At 73.6% G+C, this 25,605-nt stretch carries 25 protein-coding genes; 12 read left to right on the top strand and 13 right to left on the bottom strand.

Annotated elements, in window-relative coordinates; all coding sequences use genetic code 11:
- On the bottom strand, positions 1 to 233 hold a 233-nt coding region (locus tag AC0B9F_RS24650; RefSeq protein ID WP_472006130.1), incomplete at its 3' end, for a DUF2637 domain-containing protein.
- Positions 234 to 416: 183 nt separating this feature from the next.
- Between AC0B9F_RS24650 and AC0B9F_RS24655 the strand changes: the two genes are divergently transcribed.
- On the top strand, positions 417 to 824 hold the full coding sequence (locus AC0B9F_RS24655; protein ID WP_472006132.1) for a cupin domain-containing protein: 408 nt from the start codon (positions 417 to 419) through the stop codon (positions 822 to 824).
- A gap of 79 nt (positions 825 to 903) precedes the next feature.
- Here AC0B9F_RS24655 and AC0B9F_RS24660 read toward each other — a convergent pair whose 3' ends face one another.
- On the bottom strand, positions 904 to 1,650 hold the full coding sequence (locus AC0B9F_RS24660) for an SAM-dependent methyltransferase (protein ID WP_472006134.1): 747 nt from the start codon (positions 1,648 to 1,650) through the stop codon (positions 904 to 906).
- A 234-nt stretch (positions 1,651 to 1,884) separates the two neighbouring features.
- Between AC0B9F_RS24660 and AC0B9F_RS24665 the strand changes: the two genes are divergently transcribed.
- On the top strand, positions 1,885 to 2,562 hold the full coding sequence (locus tag AC0B9F_RS24665) for an adenosylcobinamide amidohydrolase (RefSeq protein ID WP_472006135.1): 678 nt from the start codon (positions 1,885 to 1,887) through the stop codon (positions 2,560 to 2,562).
- A gap of 96 nt (positions 2,563 to 2,658) precedes the next feature.
- On the opposite strand, the gene AC0B9F_RS24670 is transcribed toward AC0B9F_RS24665, so the two are convergent.
- Complete coding sequence (locus tag AC0B9F_RS24670; protein ID WP_472006136.1) at positions 2,659 to 3,666, bottom strand: LysR family transcriptional regulator; 1,008 nt, start codon at positions 3,664 to 3,666, stop codon at positions 2,659 to 2,661.
- A gap of 215 nt (positions 3,667 to 3,881) precedes the next feature.
- On the opposite strand from AC0B9F_RS24670, the gene phnA reads away from it, so the two are divergent.
- From phnA to AC0B9F_RS24685, 3 genes are all read left to right on the top strand, one after another.
- Positions 3,882 to 5,162, top strand: a complete 1,281-nt coding sequence (gene phnA, locus AC0B9F_RS24675) for a phosphonoacetate hydrolase (protein ID WP_472006138.1) — start codon at positions 3,882 to 3,884, stop codon at positions 5,160 to 5,162.
- A gap of 207 nt (positions 5,163 to 5,369) precedes the next feature.
- Positions 5,370 to 6,671 (top strand): MFS transporter, encoded by a 1,302-nt coding sequence (locus tag AC0B9F_RS24680; protein WP_472006139.1) that lies wholly within the window; start codon positions 5,370 to 5,372, stop codon positions 6,669 to 6,671.
- Positions 6,672 to 6,711: 40 nt separating this feature from the next.
- Positions 6,712 to 7,848 (top strand): TIGR03364 family FAD-dependent oxidoreductase, encoded by a 1,137-nt coding sequence (locus AC0B9F_RS24685; protein ID WP_472006140.1) that lies wholly within the window; start codon positions 6,712 to 6,714, stop codon positions 7,846 to 7,848.
- Positions 7,849 to 7,907: 59 nt separating this feature from the next.
- Here AC0B9F_RS24685 and AC0B9F_RS24690 read toward each other — a convergent pair whose 3' ends face one another.
- The 4 genes from AC0B9F_RS24690 to AC0B9F_RS24705 all read right to left on the bottom strand — a co-directional run bounded on the left by AC0B9F_RS24690 (position 7,908) and on the right by AC0B9F_RS24705 (position 11,879).
- The gene (locus tag AC0B9F_RS24690; protein ID WP_472006142.1) at positions 7,908 to 9,392 is read right to left on the bottom strand and encodes an aldehyde dehydrogenase family protein; all 1,485 of its coding nucleotides are present in this window, start codon (positions 9,390 to 9,392) and stop codon (positions 7,908 to 7,910) included.
- A 100-nt stretch (positions 9,393 to 9,492) separates the two neighbouring features.
- Complete coding sequence (locus tag AC0B9F_RS24695) at positions 9,493 to 10,344, bottom strand: oxygenase MpaB family protein (protein WP_472006727.1); 852 nt, start codon at positions 10,342 to 10,344, stop codon at positions 9,493 to 9,495.
- A 124-nt stretch (positions 10,345 to 10,468) separates the two neighbouring features.
- Entirely contained in the window at positions 10,469 to 10,783 is a 315-nt protein-coding gene (locus tag AC0B9F_RS24700; protein ID WP_472006144.1) for a hypothetical protein, read from the bottom strand.
- Positions 10,784 to 10,874: 91 nt separating this feature from the next.
- Positions 10,875 to 11,879 (bottom strand): hypothetical protein, encoded by a 1,005-nt coding sequence (locus tag AC0B9F_RS24705; RefSeq protein ID WP_472006146.1) that lies wholly within the window; start codon positions 11,877 to 11,879, stop codon positions 10,875 to 10,877.
- 188 nt (positions 11,880 to 12,067) lie between these two features.
- Here AC0B9F_RS24705 and AC0B9F_RS24710 point away from each other — a divergent pair, with 188 nt between their 5' ends.
- Both AC0B9F_RS24710 and AC0B9F_RS24715 read left to right on the top strand, forming a co-directional pair.
- Complete coding sequence (locus AC0B9F_RS24710; protein WP_472006147.1) at positions 12,068 to 12,343, top strand: heavy-metal-associated domain-containing protein; 276 nt, start codon at positions 12,068 to 12,070, stop codon at positions 12,341 to 12,343.
- 93 nt (positions 12,344 to 12,436) lie between these two features.
- The gene (locus AC0B9F_RS24715) at positions 12,437 to 14,704 is read left to right on the top strand and encodes a heavy metal translocating P-type ATPase (protein ID WP_472006149.1); all 2,268 of its coding nucleotides are present in this window, start codon (positions 12,437 to 12,439) and stop codon (positions 14,702 to 14,704) included.
- A 557-nt stretch (positions 14,705 to 15,261) separates the two neighbouring features.
- Here AC0B9F_RS24715 and AC0B9F_RS24720 read toward each other — a convergent pair.
- The gene (locus tag AC0B9F_RS24720) at positions 15,262 to 16,470 is read right to left on the bottom strand and encodes a cytochrome P450 (RefSeq protein WP_472006151.1); all 1,209 of its coding nucleotides are present in this window, start codon (positions 16,468 to 16,470) and stop codon (positions 15,262 to 15,264) included.
- 202 nt (positions 16,471 to 16,672) lie between these two features.
- Here AC0B9F_RS24720 and AC0B9F_RS24725 point away from each other — a divergent pair, with 202 nt between their 5' ends.
- Both AC0B9F_RS24725 and AC0B9F_RS24730 read left to right on the top strand, forming a co-directional pair.
- On the top strand, positions 16,673 to 17,902 hold the full coding sequence (locus tag AC0B9F_RS24725) for a cytochrome P450 family protein (RefSeq protein WP_472006152.1): 1,230 nt from the start codon (positions 16,673 to 16,675) through the stop codon (positions 17,900 to 17,902).
- A gap of 22 nt (positions 17,903 to 17,924) precedes the next feature.
- Positions 17,925 to 18,695 (top strand): class I SAM-dependent methyltransferase, encoded by a 771-nt coding sequence (locus AC0B9F_RS24730; RefSeq protein ID WP_472006154.1) that lies wholly within the window; start codon positions 17,925 to 17,927, stop codon positions 18,693 to 18,695.
- Positions 18,696 to 18,729: 34 nt separating this feature from the next.
- Here AC0B9F_RS24730 and AC0B9F_RS24735 read toward each other — a convergent pair whose 3' ends face one another.
- The 3 genes from AC0B9F_RS24735 to AC0B9F_RS24745 all read right to left on the bottom strand — a co-directional run bounded on the left by AC0B9F_RS24735 (position 18,730) and on the right by AC0B9F_RS24745 (position 20,469).
- Entirely contained in the window at positions 18,730 to 18,903 is a 174-nt protein-coding gene (locus AC0B9F_RS24735) for a hypothetical protein (protein ID WP_472006155.1), read from the bottom strand.
- Between the two features lie 38 nt (positions 18,904 to 18,941).
- Positions 18,942 to 19,295: a hypothetical protein gene (locus AC0B9F_RS24740; protein ID WP_472006157.1), complete on the bottom strand. Its 354-nt coding sequence runs from the start codon at positions 19,293 to 19,295 to the stop codon at positions 18,942 to 18,944.
- A 160-nt stretch (positions 19,296 to 19,455) separates the two neighbouring features.
- Positions 19,456 to 20,469 carry an urea transporter gene (locus tag AC0B9F_RS24745; RefSeq protein WP_472006159.1) on the bottom strand — a complete coding sequence of 338 codons (1,014 nt, stop codon included), beginning with the start codon at positions 20,467 to 20,469 and terminating at the stop codon, positions 19,456 to 19,458.
- Positions 20,470 to 20,675: 206 nt separating this feature from the next.
- Between AC0B9F_RS24745 and AC0B9F_RS24750 the strand changes: the two genes are divergently transcribed.
- Positions 20,676 to 21,872 (top strand): cytochrome P450 family protein, encoded by a 1,197-nt coding sequence (locus AC0B9F_RS24750; RefSeq protein WP_472006161.1) that lies wholly within the window; start codon positions 20,676 to 20,678, stop codon positions 21,870 to 21,872.
- A 74-nt stretch (positions 21,873 to 21,946) separates the two neighbouring features.
- Here AC0B9F_RS24750 and AC0B9F_RS24755 read toward each other — a convergent pair whose 3' ends face one another.
- Positions 21,947 to 22,738 (bottom strand): VOC family protein, encoded by a 792-nt coding sequence (locus tag AC0B9F_RS24755; protein ID WP_472006163.1) that lies wholly within the window; start codon positions 22,736 to 22,738, stop codon positions 21,947 to 21,949.
- A 163-nt stretch (positions 22,739 to 22,901) separates the two neighbouring features.
- Between AC0B9F_RS24755 and AC0B9F_RS24760 the strand changes: the two genes are divergently transcribed.
- Positions 22,902 to 23,618, top strand: a complete 717-nt coding sequence (locus tag AC0B9F_RS24760; protein ID WP_472006165.1) for an SDR family oxidoreductase — start codon at positions 22,902 to 22,904, stop codon at positions 23,616 to 23,618.
- 418 nt (positions 23,619 to 24,036) lie between these two features.
- Here AC0B9F_RS24760 and AC0B9F_RS24765 read toward each other — a convergent pair whose 3' ends face one another.
- Positions 24,037 to 24,522, bottom strand: coding sequence for a flavin reductase family protein (locus tag AC0B9F_RS24765; protein ID WP_472006167.1), 486 nt, complete (start codon positions 24,520 to 24,522; stop codon positions 24,037 to 24,039).
- Between the two features lie 232 nt (positions 24,523 to 24,754).
- Between AC0B9F_RS24765 and AC0B9F_RS24770 the strand changes: the two genes are divergently transcribed.
- Positions 24,755 to 25,603 (top strand): aldo/keto reductase, encoded by an 849-nt coding sequence (locus AC0B9F_RS24770; RefSeq protein WP_472006168.1) that lies wholly within the window; start codon positions 24,755 to 24,757, stop codon positions 25,601 to 25,603.
- Positions 25,604 to 25,605: the final 2 nt, after the last annotated feature.

Below are 25,605 nucleotides of genomic sequence, written 5' to 3' on the forward strand. Positions count from 1 at the left end.
AAGCCCTTCTGGATCGCCAGTTGCCGGACGGCCGCGTAGGAACCGGCGAAACCGATCCCCGCGATGATCAGGGCACCGGACACGACCACACCGATCAGGACCCGGTGGACGCGGGTGAGCACCACCCCGGGCGGCCCGTCGGACGGCCCTGGTGTCCCGCCGCTGTCCGTACCGGCCTTGCGCTCGGCCGCGCGCTCCCGCTCCCCCGTGGGCTGTCGTTCCCCCGCCGGCACGTGGCATTCCCCCGTTCGGACCTTCGGACGTGATCGGTGCTCACACTCTCATGATCGAGCGACGCACCACCGGGCGCCCGGCCCCGGCACGTGCCGCCGGGTGCCGTGGCGGAAGATGGGGCGGTCAGCACCACGTGTGAGGCCGGGGAAGAGACCGGGCAAGTCGAGGAAGGAGCGCCGCCCATGGGTGGGACGGAGGAGGGCGCGGACCGGCGACGGCAGCCGCCCACGCCGCGGACGCTGTGCGACGTACGGGCGCTCGCCGTGCCCGGTGCCGCGCCCGGCGTGACGTGGAAGCTCGCGGAGGCCGGGCGGCAGTTGGACGCCAACGTGGTCCATCTGCCGCCGGGCCGGAGCGTGGACACCCATGCCGAGCACGACCTGGACGTGCTGCTCCTGGTGGTCGCGGGCGAGGGCACCGTCAGCAGTGGCGGCGGCGCGGAGCAGCACGTCGGCGAGGGGACGCTGGTGTGGCTGCCCCGCGGGAGCAGCCGCAGCCTGGCCGCGGGCGACAGCGGGCTGCACTATCTGACGGTCCATCAGCGGCGGCCGGGACTGCGGATCGGGCGGCGCGGGCCCGCCGCGCCATGAGCGCCGGCGGAGGCGTCAGCGCAGTGGGGCGGACCTCGGCAGAGGCGTCAGCGCAGTGGGGCGGGCGTCGGCAGAGGCGTCAGCGCAGTGGGTCTGCCGTCGGCTGCAGGACCAGGGTGACGAAACCGAACGCGTCGCGGTAGGTGTGCAGCCACTCGCCGCGGTGGACGGTGGCCGCCTCCAGGGCCTGGGCGCTGCCGGGATCGCCGGCGTGGTCGAGGGCCCAGGCGGCCACTGAGCCCGTCCAGGACCATTCGTAGGCGTCGAGTTCGTGACGTGTGCTGATGTGGCCGAAGAGCGGGGTCCACCCTTCGGCGACGACCCGGTCGACGGTGGTCGCCAGGTCGTCCATGTCGCCGAGCATCTCGACGGCGTCGGGGGTGGGTTCACGCTCCCAGAAGCCGTCGCCGACCAGGACGCGTCCGCCGGGGGCCAGGTGCTTCCGGGCGGCGGCGAGGGTGGCGAGCAGCCCGCCGAAGGCGTGGGTGGCGCCGACGCTGACGACCAGGTCGAAGGGGTCGGGCGCGGTGAAGTCCGCGGCGTCCTGGTGGTGGAGCACGAGGCGCTCGTCCACCCCGAGGACGCCCGCGCGCTCGCGGGCGTGGGCCAGCGCACGCTCGGAGACGTCGACGCCTTCGGCGCGCAGACGCGGGTGTGCGGTGAGGGCGCGCAGCAGCCACTCCGCGCCGCCGCAGCCGAGGTCGAGGACGCGGGCGTCGGGGCGTGGGACGGCACGGTCCAGCAGCCGGCGTACCGCGTCGTCGTCGAGCGGGGCGGCGACGGGGTGGTCAGTGTGGGCGAGTCGGGAGATCTGTTCACGATTCACCGGCGGAGCGTGCCACGGCGCGCGGCGGAGCGCATGCGGTTTTTCACACCGTCCGCACGACGGCACGGGTGCGGTCTCGCACCGCCCGCACGGCGCGGGCCGTACGGGGCGCGGTTTCCCCGCCGGCGGGCAAACGGCGGCCCGGGTGAGCAGTGCCCCGCCGGCGGCACGTTCCCGGCCCGTGTGCTCCCCGTACGATCACCTGGTCCCCCGTCCCGCGAGGAGTCCCGTCCGGTGAGTGTCGTCGTCCCCCCGTCCCGTCCCGCTTCCGACCTGTTGCCCGTGCGGCGGTGGGCCCGCCAGGAGGACGGCGAGCAGTTGCACGCCCTGGTGTGGCGGGCCGGCCCGGGCTGGCGGATGATCAGCAGCGCCGTGCTCGGCGGTGGTCTCGGGGAGCGGCGCTGGGTGCTCAACGCGCAGGTGTCGCACGGTTACCGGCGCACCGATCCCGACCGTCATCTCGCCGAGCTGGCCGCGGACGCCGGTGTGCGGGGGCCCGGCGTGGGGCTGCTGACGGCCGCCGACGTCTCCCGTTTCGGTCAGGCGCGTGACGGCGGTGTGGAGGCGGTCGTCACCGCCGGGCTCGGGGTGCGGGGCTGGGCGGCCTCCCCCGCCGAGGGCGCCACCGTGCCGGCGCCCGCGGGCACGGTCAACATCGTCGTCGCGCTTCCGGTCGCCCTGACCGACGCCGCGCTGGTCAACGCGGTGGCCACCGCGACCGAGGCGAAGGTGCAGGCGCTGCTGGACGCCGGGTACGACTGCTCGGGCACGCCCACCGACGCCGTGTGCGTGGCCGCGCGCACGGCGCGGGCCGGTGAGGAGGCCCACCCGTTCGCCGGCCCGCGCTCCCGCTGGGGCGCCCGCCTGGCCCGCGCCGTCCACTCCGCCGTACTGGAGGCGGCACGGCGGTGACGGGCCCGCGCCGCGGCCCTCGCGCTTGCCAGGTCCCGGCCTCGCGGCCGTCGCGCGCGCCACAGCGGCGACGTCGACGCGCCGGGCAGCCCGCCCTCACCGCGGCTCCCCCTCCCGGCCGACGTGAGACGGCTCCACGTGCTCCACGTGCTCCTCGTGGTCCACGCGCTCCTCGTGCCCCTCGTAGGCCAGTTCGCGTGGCCAGGAGCTGCCCGGGGAGCGCAGCAGGTGGACGAAGGCGCGTTCGGCCGGGGAGAGGAGGCGGTCGCGGCGGCGTACCAGGGACACCGGGCGGGGCTCGGGTTCCGGGCGGACGGGCAGCAGGGTGAGCGCGCCGGAGCGTTCGACGTCGTCGACGACCGCGTGCTCGGAGATCAGGGCGACGCCGAGCCCCGCGGCCACGCACTGCTTGACCGCTTCGGGACCCCACACGTCGGAGCGGGACACGCTCTGTGCGAGGCCCCATTCGTCCAGGACCCGTTCCTGCTCGGTGCGGGTGTGCGAGCCCGGTTCGCGCATCAGGAACCGCTCACCGGCGAGCAGCCGCGGCTCGAGCGGGCCGCCGCGCCCGGCGAGCGGATGGCCCGCCCGGGCGACCAGGACCAGCTGTTCCCGCAGCACCGGCTCCACCAGCAGCTGGGTGCCGGACGGGCCGCCCGCGACCACCGCGATCCCGATGTCCCCGGCGAGCAGCCGCTCGGCGACGGCCCGGTTGTTGCCGACGAACACATCGCACTCCACGCCCGGGTAACGCTCCCGAAAGCGGGACAGCAGGGCCGGCAGCAGATAGGTGCCGACGGTCGTGGAGCCGCCCACCAGCAGCCGTCCGTGTTCCAGCGACGACACCTGCTGGACGGCGGCCACCGCCTCGTCCGCCAGCAGGAACACGCGTTTGGCGTACGCGGCGAGCACCTCGCCCTCCGCCGTGGGCCGGGCCCGCGCCCCCGACCGGTCCACGAGCGTCACCTTCAGGGACTGTTCGAGGCGCCGCACCTGGTTGGAGACCGAGGGCTGGCTCATGTACAGCTCGTGGGCCGCGGCGGAGAACCCCTGATGCTCGACCACTTTCAGGAAGATCCACAGGCGGTGCAGGTTGAGCTCCATGTCTCCTCCCGGGCCGGAAGATCAACGGCCGGGCGAGCGTAACCCACACCCACCGCGCCCGGACAGGCCCGTTCACCAGGTCGTCCGCGGAGGCGCGGGGCTATGGCGGCCATAGCGAACTTCGTGGTTCTGCGCCGCCGAAACCCGGTGGTACCCATGACAGCGAGGGAGGCCCGACGGCCTTCCGCACCTTCGACCAACAGGGGTGGACGTACATGAATCCTGTCGCCGACACCGCGTGGCGGATGACCGCCGACGGCCGGCTGACCGTCAACGGACGCAGCTACCCGCGCCCCGGCCGCCCGGTCGTGGTGGTGTGCGTCGACGGCAGTGAGGACGCCTACCACGAGCGGGCCATCGCGGACGGTCTGATGCCGTTCACGGAGGGGATGCTCGCGCGCGGCAGCGACCTGCGCGGCGCGTGCACGATGCCTTCCTTCACCAATCCCAACAACCTGTCCATCGCGACCGGGGTGCCGCCCGCCGTGCACGGCATCTGCGGCAACTACTTCTACGACGCCGACGCCGGCGAAGAGGTCATGATGAACGCGCCCGAACTGCTGCGCGCGCCGACCCTCTTCGCCGCGTTCTCCCGCACCGGCGCCAAGGTCGCCGTCATCACCGCCAAGGACAAGCTGCGCCGGCTGCTGGGCAGCGGCCTGGCCGAGGGCGGCATCTGTTTCTCGGCCGAGAAGGCCGACCAGGTCACGCTCGCCGGCAACGGCATCGAGAAGGTCCTGCAGTCCACAGGTTTCGAGCTGCCGTCGGTGTACAGCGCGGAGCTGAGCGAGCTGGTGCTGGCCGCGGGCTGTGACGTGCTGGAACGGGACCGGCCCGACCTGATGTACCTGTCCCTCACCGACTACATCCAGCACAAGCACGCGCCGGGCTCCCCGGTGGCGAACCGCTTCTACGCCATGCTGGACCGCTACTTCGCCCGCATCGACGCCCTGGGCGCGGTCCTGGTCGTCACCGCCGACCACGGCATGAACGCCAAGTCGGACGCCGCGGGCGACGCCCGGGTCGTCTTCCTCCAGGACTGGTTCGACACCCGCACCGGCACCGGTGCGAGCCGGGTCGTCCTGCCGATCACCGACCCGTACACCGTTCACCACGGGGCCCTCGGCTCCTACGCGACGGTGCACCTGCCCGAGGGCGCCGACCGGGCCGCGCTGCTCGGCGAACTCGCCGGCGTCGACGGTATCGACACCGTGCTCACCCGCGAGGAGGCCTGCGCGCGCTTCGAGTTGCCGGCCGACCGGATCGGTGACCTCGTCGTGATCGGCGCGCGCAACACCGCGCTGGGCACCACCCCGGCCCGGCACGACATCTCCGGCTTCACCGAGCCGCTGCGGTCGCACGGCGGGCTGTCCGAGCAGCGCGTCCCCGTCCTCGTCAACCGCCGCGTCGAGCTGCCGGCCGGTCACCGGCTGCGCAACTTCGACGCCTACTGGATCGGCTGCCACCTGGCGGCGGGGGAGCCGCTCCCCGCCTGATCCGTCTTCCCCGACCCCCCACGGCCGTCTCACCGCCCCCGGCCCACGTCCGGTGACCCCGGGGGCGGTCACCGTCCCGGCCCCGGCGCGCCGCCGAGGTGCGCGCCGGGGCCGTGCCGTACCCGCCGCCGTTGCGCGTCCGTCCCCACTCGCGCCGGCGTGCCCGGGCCGACCCCATCCGCTCCCCCAGAGGAATGGACCCACACCATGGCCGAGACCGACCCGCCCGTCACCACCCGAGAGGCCCAACGGGCCGTCCATCCGCACCTGGTGAGCCGGCGGACGCGCCGGCGGATCTTCGCCGTCACCTGGATCGCGTACGCGGCGTTCTACTTCGTCCGGCAGGCGTTCTCCGTCGCCAAGCTCGGCATCCTCGACGACCCGCTGGTCTCCACCACGCTCACGGAACACGCCCTCGGCGTGATCGACGCGGTCTACCTCGCCGCGTACGCCGTCGGGCAGTTCCTGTGGGGCGCGTGGGCCGACCGCTTCGGCCCGCGGGTCGTCGTCATCGGCGGGATGATCGGCGCGATCGGCGCGTCCTGTGTGATGGGCGCCTCCAGTGCCCTGCTCGTCTTCGGCGCGGCGATGGTGGTGCAGGGCCTCGCCCAGTCCACCGGCTGGGCGCCGCTGTGCAAGAACATGGGCGCGTTCTATCCCGTGGAGCGGCGCGGGCGCGTGCTCGGCATCTGGTCGACCAACTACGCGTTCGGCGCGCTGGCGGCCCCGCCGTTCCTGGGCTGGCTCGCCTACTCCGTGTTCGACAGCTGGCACGTCGCCTTCTTCGCGGGGGCGGCGACCCTCGCCGTCGTCCTGGTGCTGTTCGTCCTCTTCCAGCGCAACGCGCCCGAGGGGGCCGACGAGCCGGCCGAGCGGCAAGCCGACGGGGCGCCGCGGCGCGGTCCGGCGCTGTACCGAAGAACGCTGCGCGACCCCATGGTGCTCACCCTGGGCGCCGCCTACTTCCTGCTCAAGCCGGCCCGGTACGCCATCCTGCTGTGGGGTCCGGTGCTGGTCAGCCGGCGGCTGCCGGAGATCGACAAGGCGGGCGCGACGTTCATCCCGGTGGCGTTCGGCGCGGCCGGCGTGATCGCCCCGATCGCGGTGGGCTGGGTGTCGGACCGGCTCTTCGCCTCCCGGCGGGTGCCCGCGTGCGTGCTCTCGCTGGCCCTGCTCACCGTGGTGCTGGCGCTGTTCATGCCGCTCACCGCGACCGACAGCATCCCCGTCATGGTCGCTCTGCTCGCCGTGATCGGGCTGGCCGTCTACGCCGCCGACTCGATGATCTCCTGTGTCGCCGCGGTGGACTTCGGCACCGAGGAGGGTGCGGGCACCGCCGCCGGACTGGTCAACGGCTGCGGCTCCATCGGCGCGATCCTCGGTGGCCTGCTGCCCGGATTCCTGTCCGCCTCCGCCCTGTTCACGCTCTTCGCCGCCGCCGCGGCGCTCGCCGGGATCGTGATGGTCCCGCAGTGGAACCGCCGCCCGCGCCCGGCCGCGGCGCAGTGACCCCGCTCCCCTCCCTGGACCCCCGCGAAGTGAGGCATTCATGAAACGCCAGCACACGCACACCGTCGTCGTCGGCGCCGGCATCGTCGGCCTGGCCCACGCCCTGGCCGCCGCCCGGCTCGGCCGCAAGGTCGTCGTCTTCGAACGCGACGAGTTCGCCGTCGGCGCCTCCATCCGCAACTTCGGCATGATCTGGGCCGTCGGGCAGCAGCGCGGCACGGTCTACGAGCGGGCGCTGCGCAGCCGTGAGGTGTGGCTGGAGATCGCCGCCAAGACCGGCCTGTGGGCCGCCGAGAGCGGCTCTCTGCACCTGGCCCACCACGAGGACGAGGTGGCCGTACTGGAGGAGTTCCTTCAGCTGAGCGCTCCGGCGCGGGAGCGCGGCGCGAAGATGCTCACCGCCGACGAGACCGCCGCGCGTTCCGGTTTCGTACGCCGTGACGGTCTGCGTGCGGCGCTGTGGAGCCCGACCGAGGTCAACGTCGACCCGCGCCGCGCGATCCCCGCCGTCGCGGAGTACCTGGCCGCGGAGTACGGCGTGGAGTTCCGCTTCGGCGCGCACGTGCGCGGGATATCCCTGCCGGCCGTGTCCACCACGGCCGGTGAGTGGACGTGCGAGGAGGTGTACGTCTGCTCCGGCAACGACTTCGCCTCCCTGTACCCGGAGGTGTTCGCCGGCAGCGGCCTGGTGCGCTGCAAGCTGCAGATGATGCGCACGGCGCCGCTGGGCGGCGGGCGGGTGCTCGGCCCGATGCTGTGCGGCGGCCTCACGCTGCTGCACTACGCGGCGTTCGAGGGCTGCCCCTCGCGTGCCGCGCTCGGTGAACGGATGGGCCGCGAGCTGCCGTTCCACCGCGAGCACGGCATTCACGTGCTGGTCTCGCAGACCGCCGACGGGCGCCTGACGCTCGGCGACTCGCACGCGTACGGGGCCACCCATCCGCCGTTCGCGGACGGCGCGGTCGACGACGCCGTCCTGGACTACCTGGACACGTTCGCGGCACGCCCGCCCGAGGCGGAGGTCACCGAGCGGTGGGTGGGCTACTACCCGTCGCTGCGCGACGGCCGTACCGAACTGGTCGTGGAGCCGGAGCCCGGCGTCACCGTCGTCAACGGCGTCGGCGGCGCGGGGATGACGCTGTCCTTCGGACTGGCGGAGGAGAACCTGGCCCGCTAGCGGGGCGGACAGGCGAAAGGGCCGGTGCTCCGCAAGGAGCACCGGCCCTTTCGTGTGGATCAGTAGGAGACGCAGGCCGAACGCCACTCGGTGTAGAAGTCGAAGACCTCCGGCGAGCACTCCGGCGGGCCGTACTGGCTGGCCTTGGCGCCGGTGTGCGGCAGGTGCGCGTACGCGCCCACGCCGGGCCGGTTGACGTGGAGCATGCCCGCCTCGAACCGGTCGAGGGCTTCGAAGGCCCGGGACTGCGAGGCTGTGAACACCGTGCCCGACATGCCGTACTTCACCGAGTTGGCGATGCGCAGGGCGTCGTCGAAGCCGTCCGCGTCGACCACGGCGAGGACCGGTCCGAACACCTCCTCCTGCGCCAGCTCGGCGTCCCACGGCACGTCACGGATCACCGTCGGCTGCACATAGCAGCCCTCGGGCAGATCGGCGCGCTCTTCGCGGCCGCCGCCGCACAGCACCTTCCCCCCGTCGCGCTGGGCGCCCGCGATCGCGGTGAGGGCCGCCTCCATCCGGTCGGCGTTGACCACGGGGCACAGCTGGGACGCCGGGTCGTGTCCCGGTCCGACGCGCAGCGCCGCCACGCGCGCGACCAGCCGCGCCAGGAACTCCTCGCGCACCCGGACGTCGACCACGGCCCGGCTGGTCGCCGAACACCGCTGCCCGGCCTGCCCGAACGCCCCGTGGACGACGGCGTCCACGGCCTTGTCGAGGTCGGCGTCGTCGCACACCACGACCGCGTTCTTGCCGCCCAGCTCCAGCTGCGTGCGCAGCAGCCGGTGGGCGCCGCCGGTGTGGATCGCGGTGCCGATCGCGAGTGAGCCGGTGAAACTGATGCCGGCCACGGCCGGGTTGGCGACCAGCGCCTCGCCGGCCGCCGCGTCGCCCTGCACGAGGTTGAGCACCCCGTCGGGCAGGCCCGCGTCGTGGAAGGCGTCCACGAGCAGGGCCGCGGTGAGCGGCGTCAGCGGCGACGGCTTCAGCACCGCCGTGCACCCCGCGAGGAGCGCGGGCGCCACCTTCCACATGGGGATCGCGAGGGGGAAGTTCCACGGGGAGACCAGGCCGACCACGCCGATCGGCCGGCGGAAGGTGTAGGCGAAGGTCCGCTCCTCCTCCGCCGGTGCGGTCACCCCGCCCAGGCGGCGCGCCTGCCCGGCCGTGAACTCCAGTACGGCGAGCGCACGTTGCACCTCACCGCGCGCCTCCTTCAGCAGCTTGCCCTGTTCGCGGGTGATGGCGTACGCCAGGTGCTCGGACCGCTCGTGCAGCAGGCGCAGCGCCTTGGTGAGGAACGCGGCCCGCGCTATGGGTCCCAGGTCGCGCCAGCCGTCCAGGGCCTGCCGCGCCCGGTCGACGGCGAGGTCGACGTCGGCGCCGCCGGATTCCGCGAACTCGCCGAGGACGTCGGAGAGATCGGCCGGGTTCACATCGGCGCGGCGCTGCCCGGACTGGGCCTCGACCCATTGCCCGCCGATGAGGTTCCCCGTCAGTCGCCCCGCCACCTCGAACCGGATGTCTCTCGCTGTCACAGCCATACGCCGCTCCTTCAGCCGGTGGGATAGCCTCCCGCCACCCTCACCCGGCGCACGGCCCGGGAGCTACGGGCGAATTGCCAATGCGGGGTATAGGGGACGGCTATGCCGGGCCGCCCTGGGAGCGGACGGGGTGCATGGCCCAGCGGATGGTGCGGGTCAGGGCCTCACCGGCAGGGCGCACCGTGAGCTCCTCGACGAGGGGCAGCCGGGGCAGCCACAGCAGGGTGCGGGCCCACGGCGGCAGCAGGGCCACGGCGTTGGCGGCGAGCGGGGCGTACAGCGGCCGGACGGCGAGCGGCAGCGGCGGCTTCAGCAGCAGGAACCGCGCCGCGGCCCGGGCTTCGCCGGTGGCCCGCAGTTCGGGCCGGTAGGACTCCAGTACGGCGGTCAGCTCGGCCCGGTCGCGTGGCGGGTCGGGCACGCCGAGCACCTCGGCGACGCGTGCGGTGTCGGCGACGTAGGCGTCGTACCCGGCGGCGTCCAGCGGGTGGGCGCCGAAGCGCTGGTGGGCGCGGAGGAAGCTGTCGGTCTCGGCGGCGTGCACCCAGCCGAGCAGGTGCGGGTCGGCGGCGTGGTACGGCGTCCCGTCGGGTGTGGTGCCGCGGATCCTGTCGTGGATGGCGCGGACCTGGCCGACGGCCCGCTGGGCGTCGGCGGCGGTGCCGTAGGTGGTGACGGCCAGGAAGGTGCTGGTGCGCTGGAGGCGGCCCCAGGGGTCGCCGCGGAAGTCGGAGTGCGCGGCAACGGCGGCCATGGCGAGCGGGTGCAGGGACTGCAGCAGCAGGGCGCTGAGCCCGCCGATGAACATGGAGGCGTCGCCGTGCACGGTGCGGATGGGGCGGTCGGGGGCGAACCAGCGGGGGCCGGGGGTGTGGTGGATGCGGGCGCGGTTGCTCGGCCCGTCCGGTCCTGCCACCCGGCGGAACAGGGCCTGCCCCAGTTGCGTGCGCATCTGCGTCAGCACGGTCACCTCCCGCGGTGCGTTCAGTCTCCGGCATGCCCCGCGGCCGGGTCCAGTCCCGCGGGGCGGGGGTACCACCGGCGAAGAGGTGCCTCCGGTTCGGACCGGCCCCGGCTCAGGCCGCGCGCGCCCGTGCTCTCGCGGCTGCGGGACGGACACGGTACGTCGTCTTGGCCGGGTCGACGAGGGGCTCGCCGAGGGTGAGACGTCCGGCGTGGTGCAGGGCGTCGCAGGCGTCGGTGGGCAGGGCCACGTACGCGCTGCCTACGCCGCTGCGCCCGTCGAGCGGCCGCCAGTAGCCGTACCGGCGGCGGCCGCCCGCGTGCACGGTGAGGAAGACGGCCGTCGCCGGGTCGGAGATGATGCGCAGAAGGTCGGCGGCGGCAGGGCCGACGGGGGCGAGGGACCGGCTGCGGTGCGACAGGATCATCCCCTGCCCTTTCCACGTCGTTGATCAGTTATGCCGCATCATGCAGCACCCCACTGACAACGGCGTCGCCACCGCCTAGCGATTCGGCGGCTCAGTGTGCGTGGCCGGGCGTTTCCCGAGCCGGGGAGGGCGCGGGAGCGGAGCCGCCCGCGTGGACCGTGAAGGCCGCGGTGCGCACCTTTCCCTCGTGCCGGAAGTCGAGGAAGAGGCGGTAGGCGCCGGCGCTCGGCGCCATGGCCGTGAAGGAGATCCGGGGACCGGGCCGCGTCGTGCCGTCGCCGGGCTCGCCGTCGGGGTGGACGTGAAGGTGGGCGAGGTCCCCGGAGCGCAGGGCGACCAGGTGGCCGTAGGCGCCGAGGTAGGGCTGGAGGTCGCGGACCGGCTTGCCGCCCCGGGTCACGGTGAGCGTGAGGTCGCTCTCCCGGCCGGGGATGAGCGTGCCGTCGAGGCGCACCTCGTAGCCGTCGACCCGGGCGGTGGGGCCGGTCTCGGGCAGTGCGGCCGGCCGGTACGGGCCGGAGACGGCGAGGTCGGCGCCGAGGGTGAGCGCGTCGCCGCCGGCCGGCTTGAAGTCGGCGAAGACGCGGTAGCCGCCGGCGCGGGGGAGGTCGACCGGCGTGGACCAGATGCCGTCGGCGGCGCGCACGGGGTGCAGATGGCGGAAGACGGTGAGGTCGCGTGAGGCGACGATCAGGTGCAGTTCCTTGTCGTGCTGCGGCTGGTAGGCGGTGACATTGCGGCCGGTGCCGTCCCGGACGACGGCGAACCGCAGGTCGGCGGTGCGGCCGGCCGCCACGCGCGGGGTCTTCAGGTCGAGTGTGTAGCCGTCGCGGGAGATCACGAGGCCACCGGGCGGTGCCTCCGCGCGGCCGTCGCCGTGCGTCGCACCGTGCCCGTTCTCCGTGCCCGCGTGCCCGTTCTCCGTGCCCGCGTGTCCGTTGCCGGCTTCCCCTGCTCCGGTGGTATGGCCCGCGCCGTGGGCGCCGGTCCGTGCCGCCGAGGACATCGGGTGGATCGCGGTGCCCACGCCGTAGGCGGTGCCGAAGGTCGCGGCGAGCGCTGCGGCGAAGACGGTGATCCGCACACCGGTGTTCATGGCCGACTCCTCTTCCCGGCCGCCACGGGTCGGCGACCGACAGCCTCAACATACCCCCCGGGGGTACCAAGTCAAGCCGGAGAATGTGTTGTCGACCGATAGGGGTGGGGGGTATACATGAGACGTCGCCTCGATACCCCCAGGGGGTATTAGCGGGACGCCTTGCCCATCTCTTCACGGAGGCCCCCATGTCGTCGAACTGCTGCACCCCCGGCGGAAGCTGCCGCACCACCGCCGAGGTCAGGACCACCTACCGGGTCGGCGGCGTCGGCAGCGCCCACTGCCAGGGCGTCGTCGCCGAGGCGGTGGGCGGCCTGGGTCAGGTCACGGCCGTCGAGGTCGGGATCGGCACCGGACTGGTCACGGTGACCACCTCCACCGAGCCCGACGAGGCGCTCGACGCCCTGATCGCGAAAACCGTCGACGAGGCCGGCTACGACTTCGCCGGCCGCGTGCCCGCCTGAGGCGCCCCGGCGCACCGCGGGCGGGACCGCGCACACCGTGCCGGTCCCGCCCGCCCCCCGACGCACCAGCGCATCGAGCTGCGAGGAGCAGACATGACCACCACCACGCCCGGCGCCGCCGAGGTCGAACTCGCCATCGGCGGCATGACCTGCGCCTCGTGCGCCGCCCGCATCGAGAAGAAGCTCAACCGCATGGACGGGGTCGAGGCCACCGTCAACTACGCGACCGAGAAGGCGAAGGTCACCTTCCGCGAGGACATCGACGTCGCCGACCTGATCGCGACGGTCGAGGCCACCGGGTACACCGCGCGGGAGCCCGCGCCGGGGCGCACCGAGCCGGAGGGCGGTCCGGCGCAGAACGCGCCCGACGAACTGCGGCCGCTGCGGCAGCGGTTGACCACCGCCGTACTCCTCGCCGTCCCCGTGATCGCCATGGCGATGGTTCCGGCGCTGCAGTTCACGTACTGGCAGTGGCTGTCGCTGACCCTGGCCGCGCCCGTGGTGACCTATGCCGCCTGGCCGTTCCACAAGGCCGCCTGGACCAACGCCCGGCACGGCGCGGCCACCATGGACACGCTGATCTCGGTCGGCACCACGGCGGCGTTCCTGTGGTCGCTGTGGGCCCTGTTCTTCGGCACCGCCGGCACCCCCGGCATGACGCATCCCTTCGAGTTCACCATCGGCCGCACCGACGGCGCCGGGAACATCTATCTGGAGGCGGCGGCCGGTGTCACCGCCTTCATCCTGGCCGGACGCTACTTCGAGGCGCGGTCCAAGCGGAAGGCGGGCGCGGCGCTCAAGGCGCTGCTGGAGCTGGGCGCCAAGGAGGTCACCGTGGTGCGCGGGGGCCGCGAAGCGCTCCTCCCCGTCGCCGAGTTGAAGGCGGGCGACCGGTTCCTCGTCCGGCCCGGCGAGAAGATCGCCACCGACGGTGTCGTCGTCGACGGCTCGTCCGCGGTGGACGCCTCGATGCTCACCGGCGAGTCCGTGCCCGTAGAGGTCGGCGCCGGGGACGCGGTCACCGGTGCCACGCTGAACGCGGGCGGACGGCTCGTCGTCGAGGCGACGCGCATCGGCGCCGACACCCAGCTCGCCCGCATGGCCAGGCTGGTGGAGGACGCGCAGAACGGCAAGGCCGCCGCCCAGCGGCTCGCCGACCGGATCTCCGCCGTCTTCGTGCCCGTCGTGATCGCCCTGGCGCTCGGCACGCTCGGCACGCTCGGCTTCTGGCTCGGCAACGGCGCGGGCCTGAGCGCCGCCTTCACCGCCGCGGTCGCCGTCCTCATCATCGCCTGCCCCTGCGCCCTGGGCCTGGCCACGCCGACCGCGCTGATGGTCGGCACCGGGCGCGGCGCGCAGCTCGGCATCCTCATCAAGGGGCCGGAGGTGCTGGAGAGCACCCGCAAGGTCGACACCATCGTGCTGGACAAGACCGGCACCGTCACCACCGGCCGGATGACCCTGCTCGGCGTCCACACCGCCGACGGGACCGACGAGTCGGACGTCCTGCGTCTGGCCGGCGCCCTCGAGCACTCCTCCGAGCACCCCGTCGCCCGGGCCGTGGCGGCCGGTGCCGCCGCACGGGTCGGCACCCTGCCCGCGCCGGAGGACTTCGCAGGCGTCCCCGGTCTCGGCGTCCAGGGTGTGGTCGACGGGCACGCCGTCCTCGTCGGCCGCGAGCAGCTGCTCGACGCGTGGGCGATGTCCCTCCCCGACGCGCTGCGGCGCGCCAAGGCCGAAGCCGAGGCGGCGGGCCGTACGGCCATCGCGGTCGCCTGGGACGGCGAGGCCCGCGCGGTCCTCGAAGTCGCCGACGCCGTCAAGGACAGCAGTCCGGAGGCGATCCGGCGGCTGCGGGCCCTCGGCCTGACGCCGATGCTGCTCACCGGCGACAACAAGGCGGTCGCCGCGGCCGTGGCCGCCGAGGTGGGCATCGCGCCCGAGCACGTGATCGCGGAGGTGCTGCCGCAGGACAAGGTCGATGTCGTCAAGCGGCTGCAGAGTGCGGGGCGTTCGGTCGCCATGGTCGGCGACGGGGTCAACGACGCCGCCGCACTCGCCCAGGCCGACCTGGGGCTCGCCATGGGCACCGGCACCGACGCCGCGATCGAGGCGGGCGACCTCACGCTGGTGCGCGGCGACCTCAGGGTGGCGGCGGACGCCATCCGGCTCTCCCGCCGCACGCTGGGCACCATCCGGTCCAACCTGTTCTGGGCCTTCGCCTACAACGTGGCCGCCCTGCCGCTGGCCGCCGCGGGCCTGCTCAACCCGATGATCGCGGGCGCGGCCATGGCCTTCTCGTCTGTCTTCGTGGTCGGCAACAGCCTGCGCCTGCGCGGGTTCCGGCCCGCCGACCGCTGAGGCGGCCGCGACGGCGCCCCCGCCCTTGCCCCGGGGCCCGGACGGCAGTTCCGTCCGGGCCCCCGGGGCGTTCCATCGCGCCCGCGGTCAGGACGCCGTCGCCACCGGCTGGCGGGCCGGCGCGGGAGCGGCCGGCCGGTCCGGGCGTGCGAGCAGGGCGACGCATCCGGCGCACAACGCGCCCGTCGCCGCGAGCGCCCACCAGGTCGGCTCCGGGTGGCCGAAGCGGGCGGCGGCGTCCCAGTCGCCCCCGGTGGCCAGGTTGCCGAGCGGGATACCGAGCCCCGCCAGGGGGGTTGTACAGGCCGTAGTGGGTGGCGACCAAGCGACCGCCGGCGAGGAAGACGACAGTGTCCATCCGAGGGCGACGCGGACGAACGTGCGGCCTCTCCGGCCCCCGCCCCCGCACCAAGCCCGCCCGGGCGGAGCCGCCCCCGAAAGGAGCCGCCCGCGAAAGGGGCCGCCCGCCGCACGGTGGGTGCGGCGGGCGGCCGGGAGCCGGGTGCCCGCCGTCATGTCGGCGGGCACCGCTCCGCTTCAGGTTCAGTGCCAGTACTTCATGTCCGTACCTCCTCCCCCGCTGCTCGTGGGCGCAGGGTGACCTCGAAGCGGTCGAGACCGCGCAGGGTCAGGTTGCGCCGGTGGCTTGGTTCCGCGACCGCCCGCGCCTCGGGGTACTGCCCGGCCAGGGTGGCGAGGACCGATCCGGCGAGCCGGACGGCCATCGACGCGCCCAGGCAGGCGTGGGCCCCTCGTCCGAACCCGAGGTGCGGGTTCGGGGTGCGGTCGAGCCGCAGCTCGGTGGGGTGGGCGAAGCGGAGCGGATCGTGGTTGGCCGCTCCCAGCAACAGCGTGACCGGGTCGCCCGCCCGGATGGTGACGCCGCCGAGGCCGGTGTCCTCGACGCAGACGCGGGCGTCGGCCTGGACGGGCGCGTCGTAGCGGACGAGTTCGTCGACGGCGGCGGCGAGCGGCGCGGCGCGGAAGGCGTCCAGGGCGCCAGGGGTGGTGAGCAGCGCGGCGGCGGCGTTGCCGAGGAGCCGGGAGGCGGATTCGTAGCCGGCGTGCAGCACGGCGCGCAGACTGTTGCGCAGGATCGTTTCCTCGACGCCGGACGACTCCGCGTGCTCGGCGACGTGGGCGATCAGCCCCTGCTTGGGCGGATCGGTGAGCCAGCCGCCGGCGTAGGCGGCGAGTTCGGCGCGGGCCGCGACGGCCGGCTCGTTCTTCTCGGGCCACAGGCCGGCGTCCATGCCGTCGACGACGGTCCGCGACATCGGCACGAACCAGTCGAGGTCGGGGGCCGGGACGCCGAGAAAGGCGGTGATGAAGCGCAACGCCAGCGGTTCGGCGAGGTCCCCGACGAAGTCGAAGGAGGGCCGGCTCGCGAGGCCGGCGAACAGCGTGCGCACCTCGCCCTCCAGCCGCTCGTGCAGGGCCTGGCGGTCCTGGGCCCGGAAGGCGTCGAGGAGCAGGTGCCGGATGGCGGTGTGCTCCGGCGGGTCGAGCGTCTGCACGCTGAGCAGCGCGGCGGGCATCTCCTCCCCGGCCCGGCGCCAGTCGGAGGCGAAGCGGGCGCTGTCGGTGAGGACGGCGAGGCAGTCGGCGTGCCGGGTCAGCACCCAGGAGCCGAGGAGTTCGTGCCAGAAGACGGGCGCGGTCTCCCGCAGCCGGGCGTAGGCGGGATACGGGTCGCGGAGCACCTCGGGCCGGGCCAGATCCAGCAGCGGATCCCCGGCGATCGCCTGCACGGCGCCCTGTTCCACGAACGTCTCCCCCCGCACACAGGCCCTGGTGGGGCCGCAAATGCTTCTGGCGAAACCGCTCCCATCACCCAAATCACCGGTGGGTGACGGGGTTTGACGGGTACTTCTTTCGATCTGAACGCCGGTGACGCTACCACGCGACCCGGTCGGCTGGTATGACTACCTGCCTCGGATCTTCCACAAACATCACGGGGAGCAGCGGATGCCCGAGCAGAGCCCGACGATCGTCCACGACGTGCCGGTCAACGTCGCTCAACAGCCCGATCCCTACCCGCTGTTCGAGCGGATCCGCGAGCACGGGGCGGTGCAGCGGGTGCGGCTGAATCCGACCCTTGAGGTCTGGATGGTCACGGGGTACGACGAGGCCGTCTCCGCGCTCACCGACCCGCGGCTGAGCAGCAGTCCCGTCGCCGTGCGGGACCTCGCGGAGGAGATGGCCGAGCAGCAGCGCACCAACATCCTGATGTCCAGCATGGTGATCGCCGACGGCGACACCCATCTCAGGCTGCGCAACCTGGTCTCCAAGGCGTTCACCGCGCGCCGGGTGGAGGCTCTCGCGCCCCGGGTGCAGGAGCACACCGACGCCTTCCTGGACGCGTTCGCGGCGCGCGGATCGGCGGACCTGGTCGAGGAGTTCGCGCTGCCGCTGCCCATGGCCGTGCTCAGCGACCTCATCGGCATCCCGGCCGAGGGACAGCCGGATTTCGCCGAACTGGCCGTGGGTCTCATCATGCCGCCCAACACCCCGGAGCGGCTGGCGAAGGGCGCCCGGGCCCGGGCCGCACTCGTGGAGTTCTTCCAGCCGTTGATCGAGCGGCGCAAGGCCGAGCCCCGTGACGACCTGCTGAGCGCGCTGTGCGCGGCGCAGGCCGAGGAGCGGATCAGCGACCGTGAACTGACCGCGATGACCATCCTGTTGACGCTCGCCGGGCACGAGACCGTCGCGAGCCTCATCGCCAACGGTGTGCACGCGCTGCTGCGTCACCCCGGCCAGCTCGCCGCCCTGCGCGCGGACCCGGAGCTGCTCCCCGGCGCGATCGAGGAACTCCTGCGCTACGAGGGCCCGGTCAGCCGTGGTGTCGCGCGCTTCACCGTCGAGGACTTCGACATCGCCGGGATCACCATCCCGGCCGGCGAGATGATCATCGTCGGGCTGGCCGCCGCCAACCGCGACCCGGCCCGCTTCGAGCGGCCCGACATCCTCGACGTCGCCCGGCGCGAGGTGCCGCAGCAACTGGCCTTCGGGCACGGCGCGCACTTCTGCCTCGGGGCGCCGCTCGCCCGCCTGGAGGCCCGGATCGCGATCGGCACCCTGCTGCGCCGCTTCCCGGACCTGGCGCTCGCCACGCCGGACGAGACGCTGTCACGCCGCGAGGGCATCCTGCGCGGGATGGCGACACTGCCGGTCACGTTCGCCCCGCAGCACGCGTGAGCACCCGACGAAGGGACTCCTCATGACATCGGCCTCCCCCGCGGCGGAGTTCGACGACATCGCCCCGGTGTACGACGCCTCGCGCGGCGGCACCGACCGGGCCGCCGGCTTCGCCGAGCAGCTGGCCCCGCTGCTCGATCCGGCGCATCCCGTGCTCGACGTGGGCGTCGGCACCGGGATCGTGGCCGAGCAGCTGACGGCCCGCGGCCACCGGGTGGTCGGCGTCGACCTCTCCCCCGGCATGCTCGCGCTGGCCCGGAAGCGGCTCGGTGAGCGGGTGGCGGTGGGCGACGCCTGCCGGCTCCCCGTGCGTACGGCCTCGGTGACGCAGGCCGTGTCCACCTGGCTGCTGCACACCGGACCCGACCGGACGTCGCTCTTCCGTGAGGTGGCTCGGGTGCTGCGGCCCGGTGGCCGCTATCTGGTCGTCCCGGCCCGCGGCCGCCGCCCCACGGACGACATCGGCCGGATCGTGGGCGCGCTGGAGGACCGGCTCGACCCGGAGGGGCGGCGCCAGGACGGTCCCGACCACCTCGTACCGGTCGCGGCGGCCGAGGGGTTCGGCTACGCGGGCACGGCGAGCGAACGGCCGACGACGTTCGAGGTCTCCCCCCGCGCGATGGCCGAGTCGCTGACCGGCGGGCTGTTCACGGGGGCGTGGCAGGTGGCCGGCGAGGCCGACCGCGCGGCGGTCGCACGGGCCCGGGAGCAGCTGCTCGCGCTGCCGGACCCGGACTCGCCCCGCGTGCGGCGGATGGCCGACTTCGTCATGGTCTTCACACGGGGCGCCTGACCGCGTCCCGGGCCGGGCCGCCCGGCAAGATCCCTCAGACCGGGGAACCGGTGTACTGCTGGGCGGCGTACGACCCGCCCAGCAGCTCCGCCGCCCGGTGCTGGGTGTGCTCGGCGGCCCTCTGCGCCTCCGCGACGACGTCGCCGCGCTCGCGCAGCAGATCCTCGTAGATCGGGGGATGTTCGCTTTCCTTGACGCCGTACATCATGGCCTGTCCTTTCCGCTGTCCGTGCGTTCCAGATTTCCTCATACCCGGTTGAGCCGGGCGGCGATTCCGTGGCCGATCAGCAAATAAATGAGGGCGGGAAGACCATAATTGAGGACGACGCGCAGACTTTCTGTGTCCGTCGTGAAAATGTCCTGCGCCCATCCGGACAGCCAGTCGGCGGCCGCGTGCACGAAATCGACGAAGGCGTTGCCCTCGTTCGCGTCGAGCAGGTGGAGCATGATCCACAGGATCAGCACACCAGCGGCGACGTCGGCGACGCTGCAGATGGTCAGGGCCGTCCGGCGGGCGGTGGCCTCGTTGCGGGCGTCGCGGCCGGGCGGCGGGGGCTGGTCATGGGCGGGGTATCCGGAAAGCGGGTCGGTGCTGTTCACAGAAAGTCCGATCTGATGCGGCGGCGGGCGTGGCCCATTTCCTCCTTCTTCTGCGTCCGGCATTCGTCACGGTGTTACACCGCGCCGCCAACCCCGCATATATACCGGCTCTTCGGGCACGTGCCGCCATATCGGTATCCGGACCGTCCGCCGGGTCTCTTCAGCCCGGCTGCGCACCGGCCTTGGGAGCGGCCGGCGGACCGGCGGGACGGTCCGCGACGCTCAGGTGCGGGAAGGAGCGCGCCGCCGCCAGGAACGCGAGAGTCGTCAGCACGAACGGCCAGGTGAAGGGGTGGCCGCCGGGCGGGGCCAGCAGGGCGGCGACGGCCGGGGTCACGGCGGTCGCGGTCGCTGCGCCGAGCAGCGCGTACAGCAGGGTGCGCCGGGTCGCCGCGAGGAACACCCCGCACAGCGCGAGGGCGACGAGTACCGCACTGCACCCCGCCGTCCCGTCCGCGATACGTGCTGCCGGGACGCCGAGGATCCAGGCGGTGAGCACCGCCGTCGCGCTGCCGGCGCAGGCGACGAGTCCGGCGACGCGGCTCACCAGGAACAGGCCGGCGAGCAACAGCCCGCCCGCGTACCACTCGTCGAGGAAGAAGACCTGCCCCACATTGCGCAGAAAGCCCCGCCACAGTTCGCCCGGGCGCAGGTCCAGCGGGCCGGAGGCGGCGCCGGGCAGCGCGGCCAGGCTGTCACCGTGGGGCCACACCCGCCGGAACGCGGGCGCGGCGACGGTCACCGCGCTCGCCAGCAGACAGTACGGAGCGGTCAGCGGCGGCAGGTGCCATACGCGCAGCATCCGCACCACCGCCGCCGTGGCGACCGTGGCGACGAGCGATCCCGCCACGGCGAGCAGCATCGTGGACGGCCGGCCGGCGTCGAGGAACACGGCACAGCACAGGGCGAACAGGCAGGCGTTGAAGCCCTCCAGGCCCGCCTCCACCCGCTCGCGGGCCACGCCGAGCAGCTGGGCGCCGGCGGCGCCCGACGCCGCCCCGGCCAGCGCGTAGACGACGTAGCGCCAGTCGGCCACCACCAGCGCGAGACAGAAGACCGCGCCCGCCCAGGCGTTGCGCAGGAACATCACCTGCCCCACACCGCGCAGCGCCTGCGCCGCGACATCCGAGCCGTATCCCGCCCGCCCCCGCCGAACGCCGCCGGACCACTGCACTCCCCGCCCCCTTGCCGAATCGACAGACGAGCTTTTCCGCTTCGCGGAATTATGTTTCCTCCATAAGATACAGAAGAACCTTTCGCCGGGGCAGACGGCGGACGCGGCCGAAGCAGGGGCCCACGGAGGCCGACGGAGCACTGGGCCCCGCGGGGCGCGCTCGGCCAGGATGAGGGCCTGAACTTCTCCTGTGAGGTGGTAGTCCCGTGAGCATCGTCGATCTCGCCGCGCTCGGTGAGTCCTTCACCCGCGACCCGTATCCGGTGTACGCCCGGTTACGGGAACAGGGGCCCGTGCACCGCATCCGGATGCCCGAAGGGGGCGCTCCGGCCTGGCTCGTGGTCGGTTACGAGGCCGGGCGTGCCACGCTCGCGGACCCCAGGCTGACGAAGGACTGGAGCAAGGCCTCTCCCTCGCTGCCGATCGGCTCCGTCTCCTCCGGTGTGCACATGCTCCGGGCCGACCCGCCGGACCACACGCGTCTGCGCAAGCTGGTCGCCCGCGAGTTCACCGCGCGGCGCGTGGAGGAACTCGCCCCGCTCGTCCAGAAGACCACCGACGTGCTGCTGGACCGGATGCTCGCGGCTCCCGACGGGCGCGCCGACCTCGTCGAGGCGCTGTCCTTCCCGCTGCCGATCACCGTGATCTGCGAACTCCTCGGCGTGCCCGACCTGGACCGGGAGTCCTTCCGCACCTGGTCGAACGAGGCGCTCGCCGCCGTGGACCCGGACGTCCGCAAGGCCGCCGCGGTGTCGATGGCCGGGTATCTGGCCGAGCTGGTGGAGGGCAAGCGCCGGCGCTCCGGCAGCGACCTGCTGAGCGCGTTGATCCACAGCTCGGACGAGGACGGCGACCGGCTGTCCCACGACGAACTGATCGGCATGGCCTGGCTGTTGCTCGTCGCGGGTCACGAGACCACGGTGAACCTCATCTCCAACGGCGTCCTCGCGCTGCTGACGCACCCCGGGCAACTGGCCGCGCTACGGGCCGACATGACGCTGATGGACGCCGCGGTGGAGGAGATGCTGCGCTACGACGGTCCGGTGGAGACGCCCACGTACCGCTTCACCGTGGACCCCGTGACGATCGGCGACACGGTCGTCCCGGGAGGCGGCGAGCTCGTCCTGGTCGCCCTGGCCGACGCCAACCGCGATCCCGGGCGGTTCCCCGACCCCGGCCGGTTCGACATCTCCCGGGACGCCCGGGGCCATGTGGCCTTCGGGCACGGCATCCACTACTGCCTGGGAGCGCCGCTGGCCCGGCTGGAGGCCCGCATCGCGATCCGGGCGCTGCTGGAACGCTGTCCCGACCTGGCCCTGGACATCCATCCCGCGGCCGTCAGCTGGCGCACGGGGATGCTGATCCGCGGTCCACGGAGCCTGCCCGTGCGGTTCACCCGGTAGGCGCGCGGGCCGTGCGGTTCACCCGGTAGGCGCGCGGGCCGTGCGGTTCACGCGACAGCCGCGCGGCGGCCGCGTCAGCTCTGGGCGGGGGCGAGCATGACGAAGTCCGCCTGGGACGGGTCGAGGCAGACGGCCATTCTGCCGACGCCCTCCATGTCCGCCGGGCCCATCTGCACGCGGCCGCCGCCGTCGGTGACCTTGGCGACCGCGGCGTCGCAGTCGGTGACGTCGAAGACCGGGTGCCAGTACGGCCGGCCGCCGGTCAGGGAGAGGTCCTCCGGGCGAAGCTGCATCAGACCGCCCTGCATGCGCTCCGCGGGCAGTCCGGCGGGGGTGATGATGGTGTATGTCCCCTCGCCGCCCGGGATCTCCATGTCGGAGTACTGCCAGCCGAAGACGGAGCCGTAGAACTCCTTCGCCGCGGCCGCGTCGGTCGTGTACAGCTCGGTCCAGGACAGCGATCCGGGCGCGCCGACCAGCTCGAAGCCGGTGTTGCGCCCGGGCTGCCAGGCGGCGAACTGCCCGCCCTGCGGGTCGGTGAACTGCGCCATCTTCCCCCAGTCGCCGAGGTCGCGCGGCTCGACCCGCACCGTGCCGCCGGCCCGCTGCACCGCCTGCGCCGTGGCGTCGGCGTCGTCGACGCAGTAGTAGATCATCCAGGCCGAGCGCGCCCCCTCCTCGGTCAGCCTGCCGAGGCCCGCGACGGTCTTGCCGTCCTTGCGCAGCGCCCCGCCTTCCATGTCGCCGCCCATCGGCTCGAACTCCCAGCCGAGCACGGAGCCGTAGAAGGACGCGGCGGCCTTGATGTCCGGGGTGCCGAGGTCGATCCAGCAGGGCACGCCGGGAGCGAGGTCAGAGGTGATCACGGTCGGTTCCCTTCCATAGGTTCGCTGCGACCCAGAGTGACACCGCCCACTGACAATCGCGCGCTGGACGGCCCCGCGGCGCCCCCGACGCCGGGAAACACGTCCTGCGCCGGGGTGACATGATCGCGGCAGGTCTGTCGGACGAGCGGAGGGAGCGGGTCGTATGGCTGGAAGGACCGTGCTGATCACCGGCGCGTCGAAGGGGATCGGACTGGCGAGCGCGCGGCGCCTCGCGGACCGGGGCGATCTGGTCCTCGGCATCGCCCGGTCCGCCTCCGCCGGGGACTTCCCCGGCGTGCTGTACCGGTGCGACCTCGCTGACGAGGAGCGGACGGACCAGGTCCTCGCGGAGATCACCGCCGGGCACCGGGTCGACGCGGTCGTCAACAACGTCGGCGTGGCCGTGCCGGAGCCGCTGGGCGAGGTCTCCCTGGACAGCCTGCGGACGGTGTTCGACCTGAACGTCCGTGCCGCCGTGCAGGTCACGCAGGCGTTCGTCGGCGGGATGCGGGAGCGCGGCTGGGGCCGGATCGTGAACGTCACCAGCCGGTCGGTTTTCGGGGCGCGGCGGCGCAGCAGCTACGCGGCGGCGAAGAGCGCGCTGGTGGGGCTGACACGGACATGGGCCCTGGAACTGGCCACGGACGGGGTCACCGTCAACGCGGTCGCGCCGGGGCCGGTGGAGACGGAACTGTTCCGCGCCTCGCACCCGGTCGGCAGCGAGGAGGAGGCGCGCGTGGTGCGCTCGCTGCCCGTGGGACGGCTGGGCCGGCCCGAGGAGGTGGCGGCCGCGGTCGCGTTCCTGCTCGGCGAGGACGCCGGTTTCGTCACCGGCCAGATGCTGGGCGTGGACGGCGGCGGCAGCATCCCGGGCCGCTGACAGCGCGGGCTGCCGTACCCCCGCGGGGAGGCTACCGGGGCGTCACACCTCCGCAGGGGCCGCGGGGCGTCGCACCCCCCGCAGGCAGAGTCCCGGGTCGGCACACCCCCGCAGGACGCTGCCGGGTCGTCACACCGTCGCGGCCGGCCTGCCGGGCGACGTCGTACCGTCGCGCCACGGCGTCCCGCCCCGCAGGCTCGATGCCGGCGGGGCGTCGCACCCCCCGCAGGCAGAGCCCCAGGTCGCCATACCCCTCCCTCACAGGCAGAGCCGCGAGTCGCCACACCACCCCCGGCAGGCAGAGTCCCGGGTCGGCACACCCCGCAGGAGGCTGCCGGGTCGTCGCACCGTCGCGGGCGGCGGCCCGGGCGACGTCGTACCACGTACCGTCGCGCCGCGGCGTCCCGGCACCGCCGGCTCAGTCCGCCGGATGCCCCGGTTCGATGTCCAGCGCGTCGCGCAGGCGCAGCAGCGGGGCGTCGCTGTCCCGGCCGCCCCAGCGCTCCGGTTCGAGGACGAAGCAGACGTGGTCGCCGCTGTCGAGGACGTCCCGCACGGCGCCCACGAACCAGGCCGCCGCGTCCTCGAGGACGGCCGCGCCGCCGTCCTCCCGGCGCCAGCGCGCCCGTGCGAACTTGTCGACGCTGTCGCCGGTCTCACCGCCGAACAGCGCGGCCAGTTCGTGCTGGTCGCGGGTGAGCAGGTGCACGGCGAGGCGGTCTGCGGCACGGGCCACGCCGTAGGTGTGGTTGGCCTTGGACAGCCACACCGCGTACCGCGCCGGCTGGATGGAGCACTGGGCGGAGAACCCGACGAGGCAGCCCGAGCGTTCCTCACCCACCGCGGCCGTGACCACGCACATCTCGGGGTTCAGCCGGTCCATGAACGCGTCGGCGCCCGCCATCTTCCCTGCACTCCCGTCCCCGGCCACCACCGGCCTCACGGCACCCTGTCGGGCGCCACCCTACGACTGCCCACCCGCTGCGTCATGACGCCTGGTGGCGGCCCCGGGTGTGGGCCGCGGGCCCCCCTGACCGGAAGCGCCGGTCGTGCCCACTTGGAGCACGGGCCGGGAGACGACGCCGTCCAGCGGGTAACCGTGCACCGAACCGCCGTCGAGAGTCGGGAACAGCGCCATGCGGACCGTCACACTGAACAACGGCGTCGAGATGCCGATCCTCGGCTTCGGCGTCTACCAGATCCCGCCGGAGCAGACCGAGCAGGCCGTCAGCGACGCACTCGCGGCGGGCTACCGGTCGCTGGACACCGCGGCCGCCTACGGCAACGAGGAGGCCGTGGGCCGCGCGATCAGGAACAGCGGCATCGCGCGCGAGGAGCTGTTCGTCACGACCAAGCTGTGGGTCTCCGACGCCGGCGAGGAGCGGGCCCGGCGCGCCTTCGAGACCTCGCTGCGCAAGCTGGGCCTGGACCGCGTCGACCTGTACCTGATCCACCAGCCCTACGGCGACGTGTACGGCTCGTGGCGTGCGATGGAGCGGCTGCTGCACGAGGGCCTGGTACGGGCCGTCGGGGTGTCCAACTTCTACCCGGACCGCCTGGTGGACCTCATCGACCACAACGAGGTCACGCCCGCGGTGAACCAGATCGAGACCCACCCCTTCTTCCAGCGCACGGCCGACCAGGACGTCATGCGCGAGCGCGGGGTGCAGATCGAGTCGTGGGGGCCGTTCGCCGAGGGCCGCAACCAGCTGTTCACCCGTCCGGTGCTCACCGGCATCGCCGACGCGCACGGCAAGTCGGTCGCGCAGGTCGTGCTGCGCTGGCTGATCCAGCGCGACGTCGTCGTGATCCCCAAGTCGGTGCGCGCCGAGCGGATGGCGGAGAACATCGACGTCTTCGACTTCGAGCTGACCGCGGACGAGATGGCGTCGATCGCCGCCCTGGACACCGGGGCATCGCTGTTCTTCGACCACCGCGACCCGGCCATGGCCAGCCGGCTGGGCACCGTCACCCTGGAGTCCTGAGG

The organism is Streptomyces sp. NPDC097129, from assembly GCF_055668065.1.